Source organism: Dyadobacter fanqingshengii, from assembly GCF_023822005.2.
Lineage (GTDB): Bacteria > Bacteroidota > Bacteroidia > Cytophagales > Spirosomataceae > Dyadobacter > Dyadobacter fanqingshengii.
Window position 1 is genome coordinate 3,300,445 of the sequence record NZ_CP098806.1, and the last position, 18,440, is coordinate 3,318,884.

The 18,440-nt window shown below is 44.8% G+C and carries 12 protein-coding genes; 7 read left to right on the forward strand and 5 right to left on the reverse strand.

Annotated features, from left to right (window positions below; genetic code table 11):
- Nucleotides 1-9: 9 nt before the first annotated feature.
- A complete protein-coding gene (gene nusB / locus NFI81_RS13770) occupies nucleotides 10-1,176 on the reverse strand; it encodes a transcription antitermination factor NusB (protein ID WP_234611874.1) in 1,167 nt (388 codons plus the stop codon).
- Between the two features lie 244 nt (nucleotides 1,177-1,420).
- On the opposite strand from nusB, the gene NFI81_RS13775 reads away from it, so the two are divergent.
- Nucleotides 1,421-3,202 (forward strand): ABC transporter ATP-binding protein, encoded by a 1,782-nt coding sequence (locus NFI81_RS13775; RefSeq protein ID WP_234611873.1) that lies wholly within the window; start codon nucleotides 1,421-1,423, stop codon nucleotides 3,200-3,202.
- Between the two features lies 1 nt (nucleotide 3,203).
- On the opposite strand, the gene NFI81_RS13780 is transcribed toward NFI81_RS13775, so the two are convergent.
- On the reverse strand, nucleotides 3,204-3,971 hold the full coding sequence (locus NFI81_RS13780; RefSeq protein WP_234611872.1) for an XRE family transcriptional regulator: 768 nt from the start codon (nucleotides 3,969-3,971) through the stop codon (nucleotides 3,204-3,206).
- Nucleotides 3,972-4,109: 138 nt separating this feature from the next.
- Between NFI81_RS13780 and dinB the strand changes: the two genes are divergently transcribed.
- From dinB to NFI81_RS13800, 4 genes are all read left to right on the forward strand, one after another.
- Nucleotides 4,110-5,339, forward strand: coding sequence for a DNA polymerase IV (dinB, locus tag NFI81_RS13785; RefSeq protein ID WP_234611871.1), 1,230 nt, complete (start codon nucleotides 4,110-4,112; stop codon nucleotides 5,337-5,339).
- Between the two features lie 40 nt (nucleotides 5,340-5,379).
- Nucleotides 5,380-8,349: a DNA polymerase III subunit alpha gene (locus NFI81_RS13790; protein ID WP_234611870.1), complete on the forward strand. Its 2,970-nt coding sequence runs from the start codon at nucleotides 5,380-5,382 to the stop codon at nucleotides 8,347-8,349.
- A 138-nt stretch (nucleotides 8,350-8,487) separates the two neighbouring features.
- Nucleotides 8,488-8,940, forward strand: coding sequence for a hypothetical protein (locus NFI81_RS13795; RefSeq protein ID WP_234611869.1), 453 nt, complete (start codon nucleotides 8,488-8,490; stop codon nucleotides 8,938-8,940).
- A 69-nt stretch (nucleotides 8,941-9,009) separates the two neighbouring features.
- Nucleotides 9,010-11,820, forward strand: a complete 2,811-nt coding sequence (locus NFI81_RS13800; RefSeq protein ID WP_234611868.1) for a M16 family metallopeptidase — start codon at nucleotides 9,010-9,012, stop codon at nucleotides 11,818-11,820.
- Nucleotides 11,821-11,854: 34 nt separating this feature from the next.
- Here NFI81_RS13800 and NFI81_RS13805 read toward each other — a convergent pair whose 3' ends face one another.
- Together NFI81_RS13805 and NFI81_RS13810 are read right to left on the reverse strand one after the other, a co-directional pair.
- Nucleotides 11,855-12,088: a DUF3820 family protein gene (locus NFI81_RS13805; RefSeq protein ID WP_234614849.1), complete on the reverse strand. Its 234-nt coding sequence runs from the start codon at nucleotides 12,086-12,088 to the stop codon at nucleotides 11,855-11,857.
- Nucleotides 12,089-12,099: 11 nt separating this feature from the next.
- Nucleotides 12,100-13,569, reverse strand: a complete 1,470-nt coding sequence (locus NFI81_RS13810) for a nicotinate phosphoribosyltransferase (RefSeq protein WP_234611867.1) — start codon at nucleotides 13,567-13,569, stop codon at nucleotides 12,100-12,102.
- Nucleotides 13,570-13,772: 203 nt separating this feature from the next.
- Here NFI81_RS13810 and NFI81_RS13815 point away from each other — a divergent pair, with 203 nt between their 5' ends.
- Nucleotides 13,773-14,030, forward strand: a complete 258-nt coding sequence (locus NFI81_RS13815) for a helix-turn-helix domain-containing protein (protein ID WP_234611866.1) — start codon at nucleotides 13,773-13,775, stop codon at nucleotides 14,028-14,030.
- Between the two features lie 73 nt (nucleotides 14,031-14,103).
- Here the strand turns inward: NFI81_RS13815 and NFI81_RS13820 are convergent, their stop codons facing one another.
- Nucleotides 14,104-15,588, reverse strand: a complete 1,485-nt coding sequence (locus NFI81_RS13820; protein ID WP_234611865.1) for a glycine--tRNA ligase — start codon at nucleotides 15,586-15,588, stop codon at nucleotides 14,104-14,106.
- A gap of 371 nt (nucleotides 15,589-15,959) precedes the next feature.
- Here NFI81_RS13820 and NFI81_RS13825 point away from each other — a divergent pair, with 371 nt between their 5' ends.
- Nucleotides 15,960-18,353: an ABC transporter permease gene (locus NFI81_RS13825; RefSeq protein WP_234611864.1), complete on the forward strand. Its 2,394-nt coding sequence runs from the start codon at nucleotides 15,960-15,962 to the stop codon at nucleotides 18,351-18,353.
- The last annotated feature ends 87 nt before the right edge of the window (nucleotides 18,354-18,440 follow it).

Here is an 18,440-nt window from a genome sequence, read left to right on the forward strand (position 1 = left end):
GCGGTCAGCTTATTTGTTATCTATCAATCCACGTCCGCTTTTTCTGATCACGCCTTCTTTGGCTAATTTAACAGAAAGAACGTCCAGGACGCCATTTACAAACTTACCGCTTTTTGGCGTACTGTACCTTTTTGCTATTTCAATAAACTCGTTGATAGTTACTTTTACGGGAATTCCTGGAAAATGGATCAATTCGGCAAGTGCCGTTTTCAAAATAATCAGGTCAACCAATGCGATCCGGTCAAGTTCCCAGTTTTTAAGATGTTCATCAAGATATACATCATATTGGTCACTTTCTGCAACCACGATCCGGCAAAGTTCTTCAACAAAAAACCGGTCTTCCTCCCAATCTTTTGTTAATGGTGAGAGCTGGAAAGTAGCGCTATTGTCCGCTGATCTTAATGTTTTGATAGCCAGACTTCTGATTAACTCACTGTGATCGACCCAGTAAAGATCGCGCTGTTCCAGATAGTCAAGAGGCACTTCGTGCTTCAATATCACTTGTCTTAAAACATACTGCACAATGGCTTGGTCTTCTTCCGGCGTATGTGATGCATTTTTGCAATAAGCTGTATATTCCTCATCCTTCCGCAAAGCTTCGCGATAGATTTTCCGGATGAGGTTCATTTCATTACTCCAACTGATACCGTTCCTGATAATTTCTTCTTCCAGTGTTTTATCAGCCACCAAAACCTTTATAACACTGTTGGAATCGAGGCCTCCGTCTTTCGGAAATGGCGCCTCAGGATCGTCATACCTTCTTTCACGGTCAATTTTTGCCTGATGCGAAAGCTCGATCAGCATGGATAAAACCCGGATAAAATCTACATAAATAGATTCTGTTTCATTCAAAACCCGGCGAACCATCTTCTCGCCATCTGAAATTGTTTGTCTGCTGTATGCTTCAAAAGCGCTCCTCGCCACTTTGATCACCTGCTCGGGAAGTTCCTCATCTTCATTGGGTTTCCCATGTTTGATAAATTCATCGAGGGTGATCGCAGCAAGCTTTCTCATTCCTGCCAATTTGGTTCTGTTCTGAGGCTCCATCGAATTGAGATCGGGCTGGAAAGCCGCTTCAATGTGGTCTAAGGCCAGTAATCGGTTGGCATCTGTGGTAAGCTGACGGGCATAAAGCGCCTGAACCGCCTTAGTTCTTAATAATCTTCTATTCAGCATAAGCCGGAACACTAATTGGATAAAAGGTACAGTAAATCAAAGAACGTATCTGCATCTGGCAAGGTCGTTTGAATACTTTACCCTGCATTTTTTGTTTAAAATTGACCGCAAAAATAGACTATTTTGTTTAGAATCGAAAAAATGAAATGCCGTCTTTTAATTTTGCAACGTTTTGAAACGATAGGATGTTGGTTAGTTATTGCCCGTCCCGCATAGGAAAATCCGCAGTTTAAAATAATTTATAGTGAAAGCATTAAAGTACCTCAACCAGTACTTGTGGAAATACAAATGGTATCTGATCCTCGGAACCATTTTTACAATTATTTCTAACCTTTTTGGCATAATCCCGGCCCAGCTCGTGCGCTATGCACTTGATCTGGTGGTGGAGACACTGGACATTTATTACCTGTTCAACGGCGCTGCGCTGCAAACGGAGATGTATGACATTTTCGCTTTCAGTATTCTGCTATATGGCTTGTTGATCCTGGCCATGGCCCTTCTGAAAGGGATTTTCCTGTTCCTTGTCAGGCAGACGATCATTGTCATGTCGCGGCACATTGAGTTTGCGCTTAAAAACGATATTTATCAGCATTACCAGACATTACCGGCCAGCTTTTTCCGTCGCCATAGCACCGGCGACCTCATGGCGCGCATTTCTGAGGACGTAAGCAATGTGCGGATGTATGTTGGGCCGGCATTAATGTACGGCATCAACCTCATCGTGCTTTTCTTCCTCGTGATTTCCTATATGCTCTCGGTGAGCACCAAGCTTACATTATATGTTTTGCTGCCACTCCCGGTGCTGTCAATCAGCGTTTATATCGTCAACAGCATGATCATGAAACGCTCCCAGGAGATCCAAAAGCAGCTTTCCGGGCTTTCAACTTACGTTCAGGAGGCATTTTCGGGGATTAGGGTGATTAAATCATTTGTTCAGGAAAAACATTCATTTAATAACTTCCAGAAAGAAGCCGAAGATTTTAAGAATAAATCGCTGAGTCTTACAAAAGTCGATGCTTTCTTCTATCCGGTGATTGTTCTGCTGATCGGATTAAGTAACATTCTGGTTATTTACGTCGGCGGCCAGGAAATTATCAATGGAAATCTTACGCCTGGGAACATTACCGAGTTTATTTTATACGTAAACATGCTTACCTGGCCGGTAATGGCATTAGGTTGGACCACTAGCCAAATTCAACGAGCTGCATCGTCGCAAACGCGGATCAATGAGTTCTTGAATGAAAAAACAACGCTGGTTTCTACAAAAAATATTGAAAAACCGCTGGAAGGCGCGATCACATTCAAACATGTCGGTTTCACCTATCCTGATTCCGGAATCAAAGCATTGCATGATTTTGACCTGGAAGTAAAACAGGGAGAATCCATTGCGATACTAGGAACAACTGGCTCAGGAAAGAGCACGTTAGCACATTTATTATGCCGCCTTTACGATCCGACAGAAGGCGAAATCCTGATCGATAATATTCCGATGAAGGATTACGACGTGCATGCTTATCGTCGGCAGATCGGTTATGTGCCTCAGGATGTGTTCCTTTTTTCCGATTCAATTGAAAACAATGTGCGTTTCGGGACAACAGATATGCCTTTCGAAAGGATTGAGCAGGCCGTGAAGGATGCCGATCTGTATAACAACATTGTCGATTTTCCCCAGGGTTATCAAACATTGCTTGGAGAACGGGGCATAACACTTTCAGGAGGGCAAAAACAGCGCCTATCCATTGCAAGGGCCATTGCGCGCGATCCTAAAATACTGGTTCTTGATGATTGCCTTTCTGCCGTTGATACTAACACGGAAAACATTATCCTCAACAATCTGAAACGCATCATGGACCAACGCACATCCGTGATCATTTCCCACCGTGTATCATCCGCCAAGCTCGCAGACCGCATCGTAGTACTAGATGAGGGGAAGATAGTTGAACAAGGCACCCACACCGAGCTTATGGCACTTAATAAGGCCTATAAAGAATTGTACGAGAAGCAATTGGTGGCTGAGGAGGCGTAGGTCAGCCATTCTTGACCAACTTCCTCATTTCCTCTTTCAACTCTTTCATTTCCGTATGCAAACTTAGCAGGCTCACTTGCTTGTGATCTGCTTCAAGATCAAAAGTCAGCTTGCTGTTGACAATCCATATTTCCTTGATTTCGCTGCGGTCGAGACGGATGGGACTATATTCCGGATTGGAGGAAATCAGATTTACGAAGGTCGACTGGCTTTCCTGCTGCATTTTTTTTACCAAAATACTGTCGACCGTTACAACGACGTAGATCTGCTTGGGATTTACATCTTCCCAATCATCCAACGCTTTCCCAACGATCCATTCGCCGGAATGCAGCACGGGCATCATACTGTCCCCTTCCACCTGAAATCCCCTGAACGTAGCATTGCGATATTCGGGAAGTGGAATCGTAAAAGCGGGCAAAGTCTCAAACCATTGTGCATCCCCAATGTTATTGGGATAGCCCGCAGCGGCTTTGGCACTTACGAGCACGATGTTCTCCTTACCCGCATTATCAACAGTGACAACTTTCGGGCTCATCAACAGCTTATCCGCCTGTAAATATTTCTGCTTGCTATCACCAAAAAGCCACAAAGGGTTAATGTGATACTTTTTCAGCAGTTCTTTCACAACCTGCCCGGGGATCCGCGTCCGGCCTCTCTCAATATCAGCCGTAGTGGCGCTAATGCCCAGTTCGTCCGCAAACGCGGACTGGGTCAGATTCAACTCTTCCCTTATTTGCTTAAAACGCTTGAACTCTTCGTCGATTTGCATGTTCGGCTGATCAAGTCAAAAATTGCTAACTCCTTATCAATAGCAAAGATACAAAATTTTGGAATATTTCCTTTTCTTTTTTGGATATGCTCCATATATTTGGAAATAATCCATATTTTTGTAAAAATTCCAAAGCAAATGGACCGTACAATATTACATCTGGATCTGGATACATTTTTTGTTTCGGTTGAGCGAAAGCACGATAGCCGGCTGAATAACCGGCCGGTGCTCGTAGGCGGAACGGGTGACCGTGGTGTGGTAGCAGCCTGCAGTTATGAAACCAGGCCATTCGGTGTCCATTCAGGAATGTCTATGAAAATGGCACGTATGCTTTGCCCGGAAGCAACGATCATCAAAGGCGACGGCGGAATGTATTCGAACGAATCTAAAATTGTGTCGGAGATTATCGCCGAAACGGTGCCCGTCTTTGAAAAAGCCAGCATTGACGAGTTCTATGCAGATTTATCTGGGATGGACAAGTTTTTTGGCAGCTTTCAGCTTGCTACCGAGCTTAGAGAACGCATTAAGCGGGAGAGCGGCTTGCCCATTTCATGCGGACTTTCCACGAGTAAGGTTGTTTCCAAAGTAGCAACCGGCGAGGCGAAACCTGACAACCACAAAAAAATAGATGCGGGAACCGAAAAAAGCTTTTTAGCGCCCATGCATGTGCAGAAGATCCCGATGGTAGGTGAAAAAACCAATAAGATCCTGTATGATATGGGTATCAAATACGTGAAGACGATACAGGAAATGCCCGTTGAAATGATGGGCGAAATATTGGGCAAGAATGGCACACTGCTTTGGAATCGGGCAAATGGGTTAGACAACTCTCCTATCGTTCCATTTCATGAACGCAAATCCATTTCCAACGAGCGCACGTTTGGAAAGGATACGGGTGACGTGAAAAGAATGCGGGAAATGCTGCGGGCCATGGGTGAAAATTTGGCCTATCAGCTACGAAATGGAAATAAACTCACTTCATGCGTGTCCGTAAAAATCCGGTATTCCGATTTTAACACAGTTTCAAAGCAGGTAAAGATTCCATACACATCGGCTGATCATACATTGATCCCGCAAATTGAACGGTTATTCGACCTCCTCCACAACCGGAGAATGATGGTCCGGCTCGTAGGTGTCAATTTCAGTGACCTTGTTACAGGGAGCCATCAGATCAATATGTTTGACGATTCTGAGGAAAAGCTAAACCTTTATCAGGCAATGGATTATATCAGAAACCGGTACGGCACCGATAAACGGGGAAATGCTATTTTAAGCTGGGGCACCACCATCGGCATCCCGAACATTTCCAGCATGGGAAACCCCTTCAACGGCGACCCACCCATCATTCCCGCGCATCGGAATGCATGATTTACTCAACGAATGATGAAAAGTTTATTTCCAAAACACCATGCTACTCAACTGTCACTCTTATTTCAGCCTTCGTTTTGGGACTATCCCCGAACAGGAATTGCTTCAGATAAGCAGGGAAAACGGTTATGGCTGCATTGCACTGACCGATATAAACAATACGTCCGGTTGCCTGAACTTTATCAGGATGGCACCTAAATATGACATTAAACCAATTGTAGGGATCGATTTTCGTAACGGGGCAAAACAGCAATTTGTGGGGTTAGCTAAAAATAACGCAGGTTTTCAGGAGCTGAATGCCTACCTATCGAGACATTCTTTGTTGAAAGAGGCATTTCCCGACGAGGCCCCGAAACTCGAACACGCTGTATTTATTTACCCTTTTGAAAATCTTTCTGCGGAGAAAAAAGAGACACTATTACCCAACGAATACATTGGCATTGCGCAAAAAGATTTGAACAGAATCCGCTTTTCCCCCTTGTTCAAGCAAAAGGAAAAGCTTGTTGTGATGCAGCCATTGAGTTTTCGAAATAAGCGAGACTTCAACACGCACCGCCTTTTGCGTTCGATAGATGGTAACACATTATTGAGCAAACTGTCGCCAACAGAAACGGCCGAAGAATCGGAGCAAATCATGCCGTTAAAGGTGCTCGAATATCATTTCAAGGAAAAAGACCTTGATTTCATCATTCGCAACACCGAAAAGTTGATGGAGGAATGCAGCATTCATTTCAATTTTGGTGACGATCGGGAACATCAGAATTTGAGGGTGTATGGCGAAAGTGCACATGACGACTATCAAAAATTGACATCACTGAGTTACCAGGCGTTGGGTTATCGATACGGTGAGCAGGTAACCGACGAGATTTTTGACCGGATCGCAATGGAACTGGACCTTATTCAGAAGCAAAATTTCGTCCCATTTTTCCTTGTTAACCATGACATTGTGAGCTATGCGCGAAGAAAAGGCTATTACTATGTCGGTCGTGGAAGTGGCGCGAACAGCATTGTGGCCTATTTGCTGAATATCACCAATGTTGACCCGATTGAACTCGACCTTTACTTTGAACGGTTCATCAACATGCACCGGAAAAATCCGCCCGATTTCGACATTGATTTTTCATGGCGCGATCGCGAAGATGTAACGCAGTATATTTTTGACACCTTCGGCAAAAACGGCCAGGCGTCACTATTGGCAACATATAGCACATTTCAACACAGCGCAGCCGTTCGTGAGCTGGGTAAGGTTTTCGGGTTGCCAGCTTATGAGATCGACGCTTTGAGCAATGGAAAATTTGACCCGAAAAAACTGGATCAGATATCCAGCCTGGTGATCAAGTATGCCGGTTATTTGCAGGAAAATAATCAGCCGAATCATTTGAGCATTCATGCAGGCGGGATCCTGATCTCCGAACGGCCTATACATTATTTCACGGCCACGGATGTGCCGCCCAAAGGATTTCCTACCACGCAATTCGACATGGTCATCGCGGAAGATGTAGGGCTGAATAAATATGACATTCTCGGACAGCGGGGTCTGGCCAAGATCAAGGAAACATTGGAAGTGATCCGTTACAACCGCCCGGACGAACAACCGATCGACATTGATGACGTAAAAAAATTCAAGACCGACCCGAAAATCAACGACCTGATCAAACGGGCCCAATGTATTGGCTGCTTTTACGTGGAATCACCTGCCATGCGCATGCTGTTGCGGAAGCTCGAAGTGGATAATTACCTCGGATTGGTTGCAGCCAGCTCCATTATCAGGCCTGGCGTTGCAAAAAGCGGCATGATGCGCGAATATATTTTACGTCACCAAAACCCCGAGAAAGTTCAGGAAGCACACCCGGAATTATTAAAGCTGATGCCCGAAACTTACGGCATTATGGTTTACCAGGAAGACGTGATCAAGGTTGCACATTATTTTGCTAAGCTCACGCTCGGCGAAGCGGATGTGATCAGACGAGGCATGAGCGGAAAATTCCGTGGTCGTGACGAGTTTGAGCGGGTAAAGAAAAAGTATTTCAAAAACTGCTCCGATATGGGTTATGAGCCCCAGACGACGCAGGAAATTTGGAACCAGATTGCAAGTTTTGCGGGCTATGCATTCGCGAAAGGACATTCGGCGTCCTATGCTGTGGAAAGTTACCAGACACTTTTCCTGAAAGCCTATTATCCATTGGAATACATGGTGGCAGTGCTGAATAACGGCGGCGGATTTTACGCACCTGAGCTATATCTGCACGAAGCACGCATGATGGGCGCCACGATCATGGCACCTTGCGTGAACCACAGCAACGCCCAGGCAGTGATAAAAGGAAAGGACATTTATCTGGGAATGCAGTTTTTGAATGAAATTGAGGAGAAAACCATACTGAAAATCGTTTCCGCGAGAGAGCAGGAAGGAGAGTTTCTATCCTTGAACAATTTCATTGACCGTGTTGCTATTTCAATCGAGCAATTGACGATCCTGATCCGCATAGATGCGTTCAGGTTTACGGGAATTAACAAGAAAACATTACTTTGGAAGGCACATTTCAGGCTTAGTAAAACACCGTCAAAAGTACCGCAGAAGCAATTATTCAAGTCGGAAGTGAAAGATTATCAGCTGCCGACTTTCCATTCGTCGCCCATCGACGACGCCTATGATCAGATAGAATTACTTGGTTTTGCGCTTTGCAGTCCTTTTGATTTATTAAAAAACGCTTTGCCAAAAAGTGTCATGAGCAAAGATCTGCATGTTTATGTAAATCGGGAGGTTGTGCAGTATGGTTATCTGGTGGCGGTCAAAAACACACGCACGGCAAGAGGCGAAACAATGCAATTCGGGACTTTTCTGGATCAGGAAGGACAATTTATTGACACCGTACATTTCCCGCAAGTTGCTGTTAAATTCAATTTTTCTGTGAAAGGCGTTTATAAAATCCGCGGTGTTGTGACGGAAGAATTTGGTTTTCTGACAATTGAAGTAATGGAGATCACGAGGATGGATTCCGCAACACGTTGACGATCAGAAAAAATCTCGAAAGAATCAGCGATGCGTGACAAGTTGTGATAATTCTGAACCGCATTTTACGTTTTCATCCAGCATTTGGGCGTTAAAGCGCTATATTAATTAAACTTAATGTCTCTCAACATCACAAATATGAAAAAGCAAATCTATCTTTTGATAGCGGCAGCCTGCATCTTAGCATCCTGCGCAAAGAAAGAATCCGAATCCACAACGGTCGTAGAAAGTGATGCACAGCCTGGCTCGGAATGTTACGCGTACACAACCGAAAAAGATTCCGCGTTCCTGCATATCGAAGTGACTGCTGACAGCATTGTAACTGGGGATTTGGAATATAACTTATTTGAAAAGGATCAAAATCGTGGCAAAATCGATGGAAAGATCCATGGTGACACCTTGTTGGCTAACTACAAATTCATGTCAGAAGGCGTTGAATCGACCCGCGAAGTTGCCTTTTTGAAAAAAGATGGAAATTGGGTTGAGGGGTTTGGTCCGGTTGGGGAGAAAAACGGCGCAATGTTGTTCAGTGACAGGTCTAAGTTGGATTTTGCCAAAGGTTTGGTTTTTAAAACTGCCGCGTGTCCCTGATTTTGAAAAAGTCGATACTTTTTAAATATCTTTCGCCCTCCTGAATGCTGTTAATTTAAAATGACTAAAATGAAAAAGGCGCTAATCGCTTTGTTTATCGCGGGACTTGGAATAAGTCCTTTGCATGTTGCTTTTGCCCAAGATCTCTCCACCCAGAAAGTCCCGCTTGACCCGGGTGTCCGTATGGGGAAACTCAAAAACGGGATAACCTATTACATCAGAAAAAACGCCGAGCCCAAAAATCGAGCAGAACTGCGTCTGGCGGTAAAGGCAGGATCTGTTTTGGAAACCGATGCCCAGCAAGGACTTGCGCATTTTATGGAGCACATGAATTTCAATGGGACAACCAATTTCCCTAAGAATGAGCTCGTTAACTTTCTCCAAAAGACCGGCGTGCGTTTCGGGGCGGACTTGAATGCTTACACAGGTTTTGATGAAACCGTTTATATGTTGCCCATTCCAACAGACTCGGCGGGACTGCTGGACAAAGGCATCCAGGTGCTGGAAGACTGGGCGCACGGCGCATTGCTTGATCCATCCGAAATTGAAAAAGAGCGAGGCGTTGTGTTGGAAGAATCCAGAATGGGACGCGGCGCACAGCAGAGAATGCGCGATAAATTCCTGAAAGTAATCCTTAACAATTCGCGTTATGCAGAACGCCTTCCGATAGGTAAAGACAGTATTCTAAAAAGCTTCAAGCCGGAAACAATTAAAGCATTTTACCAGGACTGGTATCGCCCGGACCTCATTTCGGTGATTGCCGTTGGTGATTTTGATGTAGACAAAGTGGAGGCTATTATCAAACAGAAATTCAGTTCGATCCCCTCACCGGCCAATGCAAAAAAACGCACGAAATATGCGATTCCACTCGATGGATCAACAAAAGTGGCGATTGTTACGGATCCCGAATACCCGCAAAATCTGATTCAGCTTATTTATAAACAACCCAATCAAAAAGTAAAATCCCTGAAAGATGTGCGCGATAATTTCGCCCAGGGATTGTATAATTCAATGATGGGCCAGCGTATGCAGGAGCTTACGCAAAAAGCAAATCCACCATTTTTATACGGAGACAGCCAGTATGGCGACTTCCTTGGCGACCTGGATTCTTACACATCCATTGCGCTGGCAAAGGACGCTCCTTCTATGAAAACTGCATTAACTGCCCTGCTTGAAGAAAATGCGCGTGTGCAGAAATTCGGATTCACCCAGCCAGAACTGGATCGGGCGAAAAAGGACTTTTATACAGCCATCGAACAGTATTATAAGGAGAGAGATAAAACCAAATCGTCAGAGCACGTCCAGGAATATTTGGACCACTTTCTGCATGATAAACCTTATATGAGCGCCGAGGCTTATTTCGAATTTGTAAAAAAACATTTAGATGGAGTTTCATTAGCGGAAGTCAATGGCCTGGCAAAAAAATACATCACAGACAAAAACAGGGCTGTGGTGGTTATGGGGCCTGAAAAAAGCAAAGATGACCTGCCGAAGGAAGCCGAAATCCGTAAATTGCTTGTAGAAGCGGGTAAGGATGTCACAGCATATGTTGACGATGTGGTGGATTCGCCATTGCTGCCTGCCGAACCGAAACCAGGAAAGGTCGCAGGCGAAAAAACGTTGGAAAAGCTGGGCGTAACAGAGCTTACGTTTTCCAATGGTGTAAAGGTTTTGCTGAAACCAACGGATTTCAAAAACGACGAAATACTGATCAAAGCAACGGGGAAGGGCGGTTATTCGTTGTTCCCGGACGAGCGTGAAACCGGAATGTTTTCGAGTTATCTGATCCAATCCGGCGGGGTCGGGCCTTATAATCAAACCCAGTTGCAAAAATTCCTGGCAGGGAAAACCGCCAGCGCAGGTCCTTATGTGAGCGAGCTGACCGAGGGAATTGGCGGCAGCACAAGCCCAAAAGATTTGGAAACAACGTTGCAGTTGATATACGCCTACTTCACCGCGCCAAGAAAAGATGCGGATGTAGTAACCGGAATCCTGGCAAACCAGAAAGCATATCTGGAAAATATCCAGAAAACATTAACACCTGAAAAAGTTTATTCTGACTCGCTGAATGCGGTTCTGACAAGCAATAATCCCAAACGCAAACCATTAAAACCGGAAAGTATCGACAAAGTCAGCCTGGATCGTGCCGTAGAAATGTACAACGACCGGTTTGCAGACGCCTCTGATTTTGTGTTCACATTTGTTGGGGCATTCAAGCCAGAAGAAATCAAGCCGCTGCTTGAAAAATACATTGGCGGTCTGCCTTCAACCGACCGCGATGACACATTTAAACACCCCGATATTTTCCCGCCGAAAGGGACCATTGAAAAAACTATTTACAAAGGTCTTGAACCAAAAAGCCGTGTTACATTGATTTCGAGTGGTGAATATGAATACAATCCTGAGAACAATATTCAGATCGAAGCATTGCAGGAAGTGCTGCAAATCAAGCTCATAGAGGCGTTGCGTGAGGAAGAAAGTGGCGTTTACGGCGTGAGCGTTTCTGAAAGCACCGACAAATTCCCAACAGGACATTACCGTTTCAACATCGGTTTTGGATGTGCGCCCGAGAATGTGGATAAGCTTGTAAAACGCGCCAGAGAAGAAGTGGATAAGGTGAAACAAAACGGCGCTGATCCAAAAGATATTGAAAAATTTGTCGCCGAAACGCAGCGCAAAACAGAAACGGCGCTTAAAACGAACAACTTCTGGCTCGATTACCTGGACGACAACACGTTCCTTGGCGACGACCTTGATGAAATTTTCTTGCAGGATAAGTTACTGAAATCCATCACCGTTGCCAGCACAAAAGCTGCGGCAGAAAAATATTTCAATAATGACAACTTTATCAAGGTTGTTCTAATGCCTGAGAAAAAATAGCACAGTGAATTGATATTAAGGGAGATGCGTAGAATTATTGCATCTTCCTTAATTTATAAAGCAAATCCCCCAGCCCGTTAATTTGTATTTCATACATGGTGCTGAGCAACATTCCGAGTTTCCCCGCCGGGAAGCCCTGCCGCTGAAACCATTCCAGGTAAGACACTGGCAAATCTGCAATTAGTGTGTCTTTGTATTTCCCAAACGGCATTTTATACTTAAGTAACTCTTTTAGAATGGTTGGATCCGGGACTGGATTTTCCTGCATCATCATGTATTTTAAGATTCGTTTGCGGCGCGCAGTTTAAGAATAAGGTTTGTTTTTAGATCAAACAGGCCCTTTTCCAAACCAACCGGATAAGTATGCGGATTCACAAAACGCTTGATCCCTTTGTGAAAATTCAGGAGCTGTTCCTGAACTCGACTCCTGGTGTCGTGAACAGACGGCAAGCTATAAACCAAAAGGCCTTTGTCAAAAATTGGCACCAGTAAATCCTCGAACGTTGACTGCTCTGAGAATGACCTGTTTCTGGTAAAGTCATAAGGATCCACCATTGTCGATTTGCCAGTCAAAGGCATTTCAATGTTGAAAATCATATCAGATAAAAACCCCTTTGCGTCTTTGAAACGTCGCACCTGCTGAATCCCGGGTGTTGAAACCTTGATCGCTTGTTCAGATAACTTCAACTTGTAGTCCCAATCACCTGATTGCAAACGAATTGCAGCCAGTTTGTACACGCCGCCAAGTGCCGGCTGGTCAAAAGCAGTAACAAGTTTTGTGCCTATTCCCCAGACATTGATTTTGGCTCCCTGGATCTTCAAACTGTCCATAATATGCTCGTCAAGATCATTGCTGGCCACAATGTTGGTTTTTTCAAAACCCGCGTCGTCCAGTAATTTCCGGGCTTCAATGCTCAGATACGCCAAGTCGCCGGAGTCGAGGCGAATCCCACTGAGATCATAGCCCCGCTCCCGTAGCCGATTACCCGTTTTGATCGCATGCCGCACGCCATTAAGCGAGTCATAAGTGTCCACAAGCAGCGTCACATTATTGGGCATATACTGCGCATACGTCTCAAATGACTCCAATTCGCTGTCAAACGACATTACCCAGCTGTGCGCATGTGTGCCTTTAACCGGAATATCGTAGAGTTTTCCAGCTATTACATTGGAAGTGGCATCAAAACCACCAACGTAGGCGGCCCGGCTCGCCGTCACGCCGCCGTCGGGTCCCTGCGCTCGCCGCAGGCCGAATTCAAGCAGCGAATCATCTTTGGCAACGAGACGCATCCGGGCTGCTTTTGTAGCAATGAGCGATTGAAAATTGATGAGATTTAATAATGGCGTTTCCAGCAGTTGGCATTGTAAAATCGGGCCCTGTATGCGCAAAAGCGGTTCATTTGGAAAAACCGCCGTTCCTTCGGGAATCGCGTCGATGCTGCATGCGAATGTCATATTTTTTAGATAATCCAAAAAGCCCTGCTCAAAAAGCTTTTCGCCATCATTCCCGGCAATTGACCCGACATATGCAAGGTCGTCGTCGCTGAATCGATAATCATTCAAATAGTCAATAACACTGCTCAGCCCGCAGGCAATGGTAAAGCCGCCCTGAAACGGATGTTTTCTGAAATAAAGATTAAAAACCGCCTCCTGCTCCGCTTTTCCAGCTTTCCAATAGCCATAGGCCATCGTAAGTTGATATAAATCAGTGAGTAAGCTTAGTGATGTGTTATATAATTGATTAATCATTCCGCATTTTTACACATGATGAGAAGACTAATTAATAAAAATTCCCGACTTATCCAGTAACGTCAGCCAGCCTTCTAAAAAAGCATCTGTAAGGTGGAGATGAATGTTCGCCATTGCTTTTCTGACAGGAAGTGATCTTTTATCCCTGCAAAAATCGTATGTACTTTGGTTAAGAGGTTTTTTTGTTCACCAAAACCACGTTCATGAACGAATCGATAGACACGAGGATCAGGTCTGTAGCATTGAATATCAGGAAGATCAGGGAGTTCAGAAATTACACGCAAGAATATCTGGCGATGAAGCTGGGCATTTCACAAAATGCATATAGTAAGATAGAATTGGGTTACACACGCATCACGCTGGAACGCCTCATTCAGATTTCATACATTCTGGACGTAGATACTGTGGATTTGCTTAGCGCAAATGCAGAAGATCTGGTTCAGTTGCACACCACCAAATGATGCAGCATTGCATTGTTCACAAAAAAAGGGCTGATTCGTCTCGGAATCAGCCCTTTTTTGTTGCCTTAATAAATTAGATTGCTTCGAGAATTCGCTCAATCGCAACCTGATAGCCAATTTTTTCTTTTAAATCACTTATTGCAACACGCTCTTGCTCCATAGTATCGCGGTGGCGAATGGTCACTGTGTCGTCTTCCATGGTCTGATAATCAACTGCTATGCAAAATGGCGTCCCGATCAGATCCTGGCGGGTGTAGCGCTTGCCAATGGCCGCTCCATCGTCATATGTTGTACGGAATGAAGATTTCAACGCGTTGGCAATTGTCTGGGCTTTCTCCGCCAGACCATCCTTTTTAACCAAGGGAAGCACAGCGGCCTTGAATGGCGCCAGTGCAGGATGTAGTTTCAGATATGTCCTTTCCTTTACATTATCGCCCTCTCCCACCGTCTCAACGGTGTAAGCATTGCAGAATGTTGCCAGGAAAAGCCTGTCCGCGCCAACCGAAGTTTCGACCACATAAGGAATATAATTTCCATAAGGCTTGCCATTTTCATCCAGGTCAGAATCAAAATATTGCTGCTTCTTCTTAGACAGTTCCTGATGGTTTCTCAGGTCAAAATCCGTTCTTGAGTGAATTCCTTCCATTTCCCTGAAACCAAACGGGAACTGATATTCTATGTCAACGGCCGCATTGGCATAATGCGCCAGTTTATCATGATCATGGAATTTCAATTTTTCAGCTGGCAGGCCAATCGCCTTGTGAAACTTCATGCGCGCCTCTTTCCAGCTTTCGTACCAAGCCATTTCAGTGCCGGGGCGGATGAAAAATTGCATTTCCATCTGTTCAAATTCCCGCATACGGAATGTGAACTGGCGTGCAACAATCTCATTTCTGAATGCTTTTCCTATTTGCGCAATACCAAATGGGATTTTCATCCTGCCACTTTTCTGCACATTCAGGAAGTTGACAAAAATCCCTTGCGCAGTCTCCGGACGCAGATAAATAAGGTTCGATTCCTCAGCAACAGAACCAACCTGCGTGCTGAACATCAGATTAAACTGGCGCACTTCCGTCCAATTGGCTGTCCCTGAAACCGGGCATTTAATATTTTCGGCAATGATCAATTCCCGAACACCGGCTAAATCTTCCGCGCTGAGCAATCGACCCATTTCGGCTAGCAAAGCTTTGCCTTTTTCGGCCTGGCCTTCTGCTTCATATTGCTCCGCTTTCCCTTCCAGCAACTGGTCCGCACGATAACGCTTTTTGGAATCCTTATTATCGATCATCGGATCATTGAAACCATCCACGTGACCCGACGCTTTCCAGGTCAGCGGATGCATGAATATCGCCGCGTCAATGCCAACAATGTTATCGTGCAACTGCGTCATGGCCTTCCACCACGCAGCTTTAAGGTTATTTTTCAATTCAACGCCATTCTGACCATAGTCGTAAACAGCTTGCAATCCGTCATATATTTCAGAAGAGGGAAACACAAAACCGTATTCTTTGGCATGTCCAACAATGTCTTGTAAAGAAGTAGCAGGTGCTTGGTTCATTCTATTTGGTTAAAAATCAATAAAAAACGACAATTGAATCCTCTAAAAATCATCAATTTGGCAAAATTAGGGATTTTGCCGTCAATGCGGCAGGAAGGTTGGAAAAAACTGAATTCCATGTGGATGTCCATTTGAATCCGGGAGGTAAAAGGTGCCAACCAAAGGATTTTCCTTTTCGTTTTTGCAAGACATTATCAGCGTTTAGAAGTTCGTTTTCCAAAACCAGACATCACTGTTCAAAAGTGAACAGATAATGTGTTCGAAAATTATTATAACGAATTGATTTTGAGCAACTTACAAGTATGGCATGTAATTTTATCACTTCGCAATAGATTGCTTCTACTGATCCTAACTAATAACGACCTCATATCATGCTCCGTAACTATTTCAAAATAGCATTTCGAAATTTTCGTAACCAGCGAATGTTTAGCAGTCTGAATATTTTTGGGCTGGCGATTGGCATGGCCGCGGTTTGGCTCATGGTTTTGTATGTGGCCGACGAGCTGAGCTACGACCGTTTTCATGAAAAAGCCGACCGCATTTACAGAGTTACGCACGAGGCCAAGTGGCCAACAGGAAGCTTTAATCTCGCCCGGACTTCGGCCCCTTATGCAGTTGCCATGCAAAACGATTATCCCGAAATTGAAAAGACGGTCAGGATCAGCTCGGAAGGTGGCGGAACGATCAAGTTTGCGGAAAAGGCGATTGAAGCAGGTGATATTTTCTTTACAGACCCATCGATTTTTGACGTCTTCACGTTCCCAATGCTTTATGGCGACCGGGTTACAGCATTGCAGGGTTCACAAAAAATAGTCCTGAGCAAGTCGCTGGCCGAGAAACTGTTCGGCAAAGCTTCTGATGCAGTGGGCAAAACGGTTTTGTTTTCAAACAATTTCCCAAACACTGTGACCGGGGTTATGGCCGATGCGCCGGTTAACTCACATTTGCATTTCGAAGCGTTGCGCTCTCTTCCCGAAGACTACACCGCCGGATGGCAAGAGTCTGATGTTTACACTTATATATTATTAAAAAACGGAGTTGACGCGGCAAAATTCGAACAGAAGCTCGCAGGATTTTTTCCGAAATATCTCAAAAAAGAGATCGGAAATGCAGCGTACAAAATGAGTTTACAGCCGTTAACCTCCATCCATCTGCATTCCGATCTTGAATACGAAATCAGCGCGAACGGGAACATTGATACAATCTATATTTTTTCGGTTGTTGCAGCGCTGATCCTTATTATCGCCTGCATTAATTATATCAATCTTTACACGGCACGTTCCATGAAACGGGTGCGTGAGGTGGGCGTGCGAAAAGCCGTTGGCTCAAAGCGCACCCAGCTTGTTGCCCAGTTTCTTACAGAATCATTCTTAATGACCATTTTGGCAGGCCTTATCGGAGCATTATTGGTAAAAATCGCGTTGCCGTTTTTTAACGAGTTGTCAAACAAATCACTGACAATGAGCTATCACAATGGCTGGTCAACGGCTCTGGCAGCGATTGCATTTATGCTGGTTATTGGGCTGGTAAGCGGCATTTATCCTGCTTTTATGCTGTCAGGGTTTCGGCCGGTAATCGCGTTGAAAGGCCAGATCGGCAACCAGATCGGCGGTGCACAATTTCGCAAATCGCTCGTGGTTTTTCAGTTTGCCATAACCGTCGTCATGATCGCTTGCTCCGGAATTGTTTATCGTCAATTGTATTATGTAAATCACAAAGACCTGGGTTTCAATAAGGAGCAGGTTTTGACATTTCACATTGATAAAAATGAAGTACGAAACCAGATCAATGCGATCAAGGAAAAGTTAACCCGAAGTCCTCTTATTGAAAGCGTTGCTGCTGCCAGCAATCCACTTGGCAATAACTTTTTGGGATCCGGCGGCTTGCTCATTGAATCCGAAACGGGTGAAATGCCCAGTTCAACGCAGATCGTTAAGAAATTCTCGGCCGATGGCGATTATATCAAGACATTGGAAATTAAACTTTTGCAAGGCCGAACTTTCCATGATGATTCTCCTGCCGACCAGACTGCCGCCTTACTGGTCAATGAGGCCTTGGTTAAAAAGCAAGGATGGAGTGATCCGTTGGGTAAGAGGATAAAGTATTTCATTGATGAAAAAGGCAATACTAAGGAGGCAAAAGTGATTGGTGTGGTCGCAGATTTTCACGCATATTCCTTGCAGCACAAAATTGAGCCGCTCGTAATCCAGCTTCCTCTGCCAGCTGACAAAGACAATGTTTACGTGCGTATCCAGCGCGGGAAAACAAGGGAAGCGTTGGCGTACATCAGCAATGCCTACAAACAATTTGATCCCGAAGCCAAGCTCGACTTCAATTTTCTTGACGAGAATTTTGCAAAGCAATACCAGGCGGAGCAGAAACAGGGAAGTGTTTTGCTATCATTCGCAGTTCTGGCCGTTGTTATTGCCTGCCTGGGTTTATTCGGACTGGCAGCTTTTGCGGCCGAAGCGAGGACCAAGGAGATCGGCGTGCGTAAAGTACTGGGTGCGAGCGTGCAGAATGTGGTGCTTTTGCTGTCGGGAGATTTCTTGAAACTCATTGCAATCGCCATTGTGATCAGCATTCCGGTGGCTGTGTACGCCATGCAGGAATGGCTCAAAAACTTCGAATATCAGGCCGATTTGTCCTGGTGGGTGTTTGCTTTGGCGGGATTCATCGCATTGGTTATCGCACTGCTAACAGTAAGTTTCCAGGCAGTCAAAGCGGCACTGGTAAACCCTGTCGAATCTCTAAAAAGTGAGTAATGCTATGCTTTATGCCTGATCTGCAAATCGTTAAAAATAGTTAAAGGGCAGGTTCACAATGACCGGCATTTTGAAATTTGACTAGTT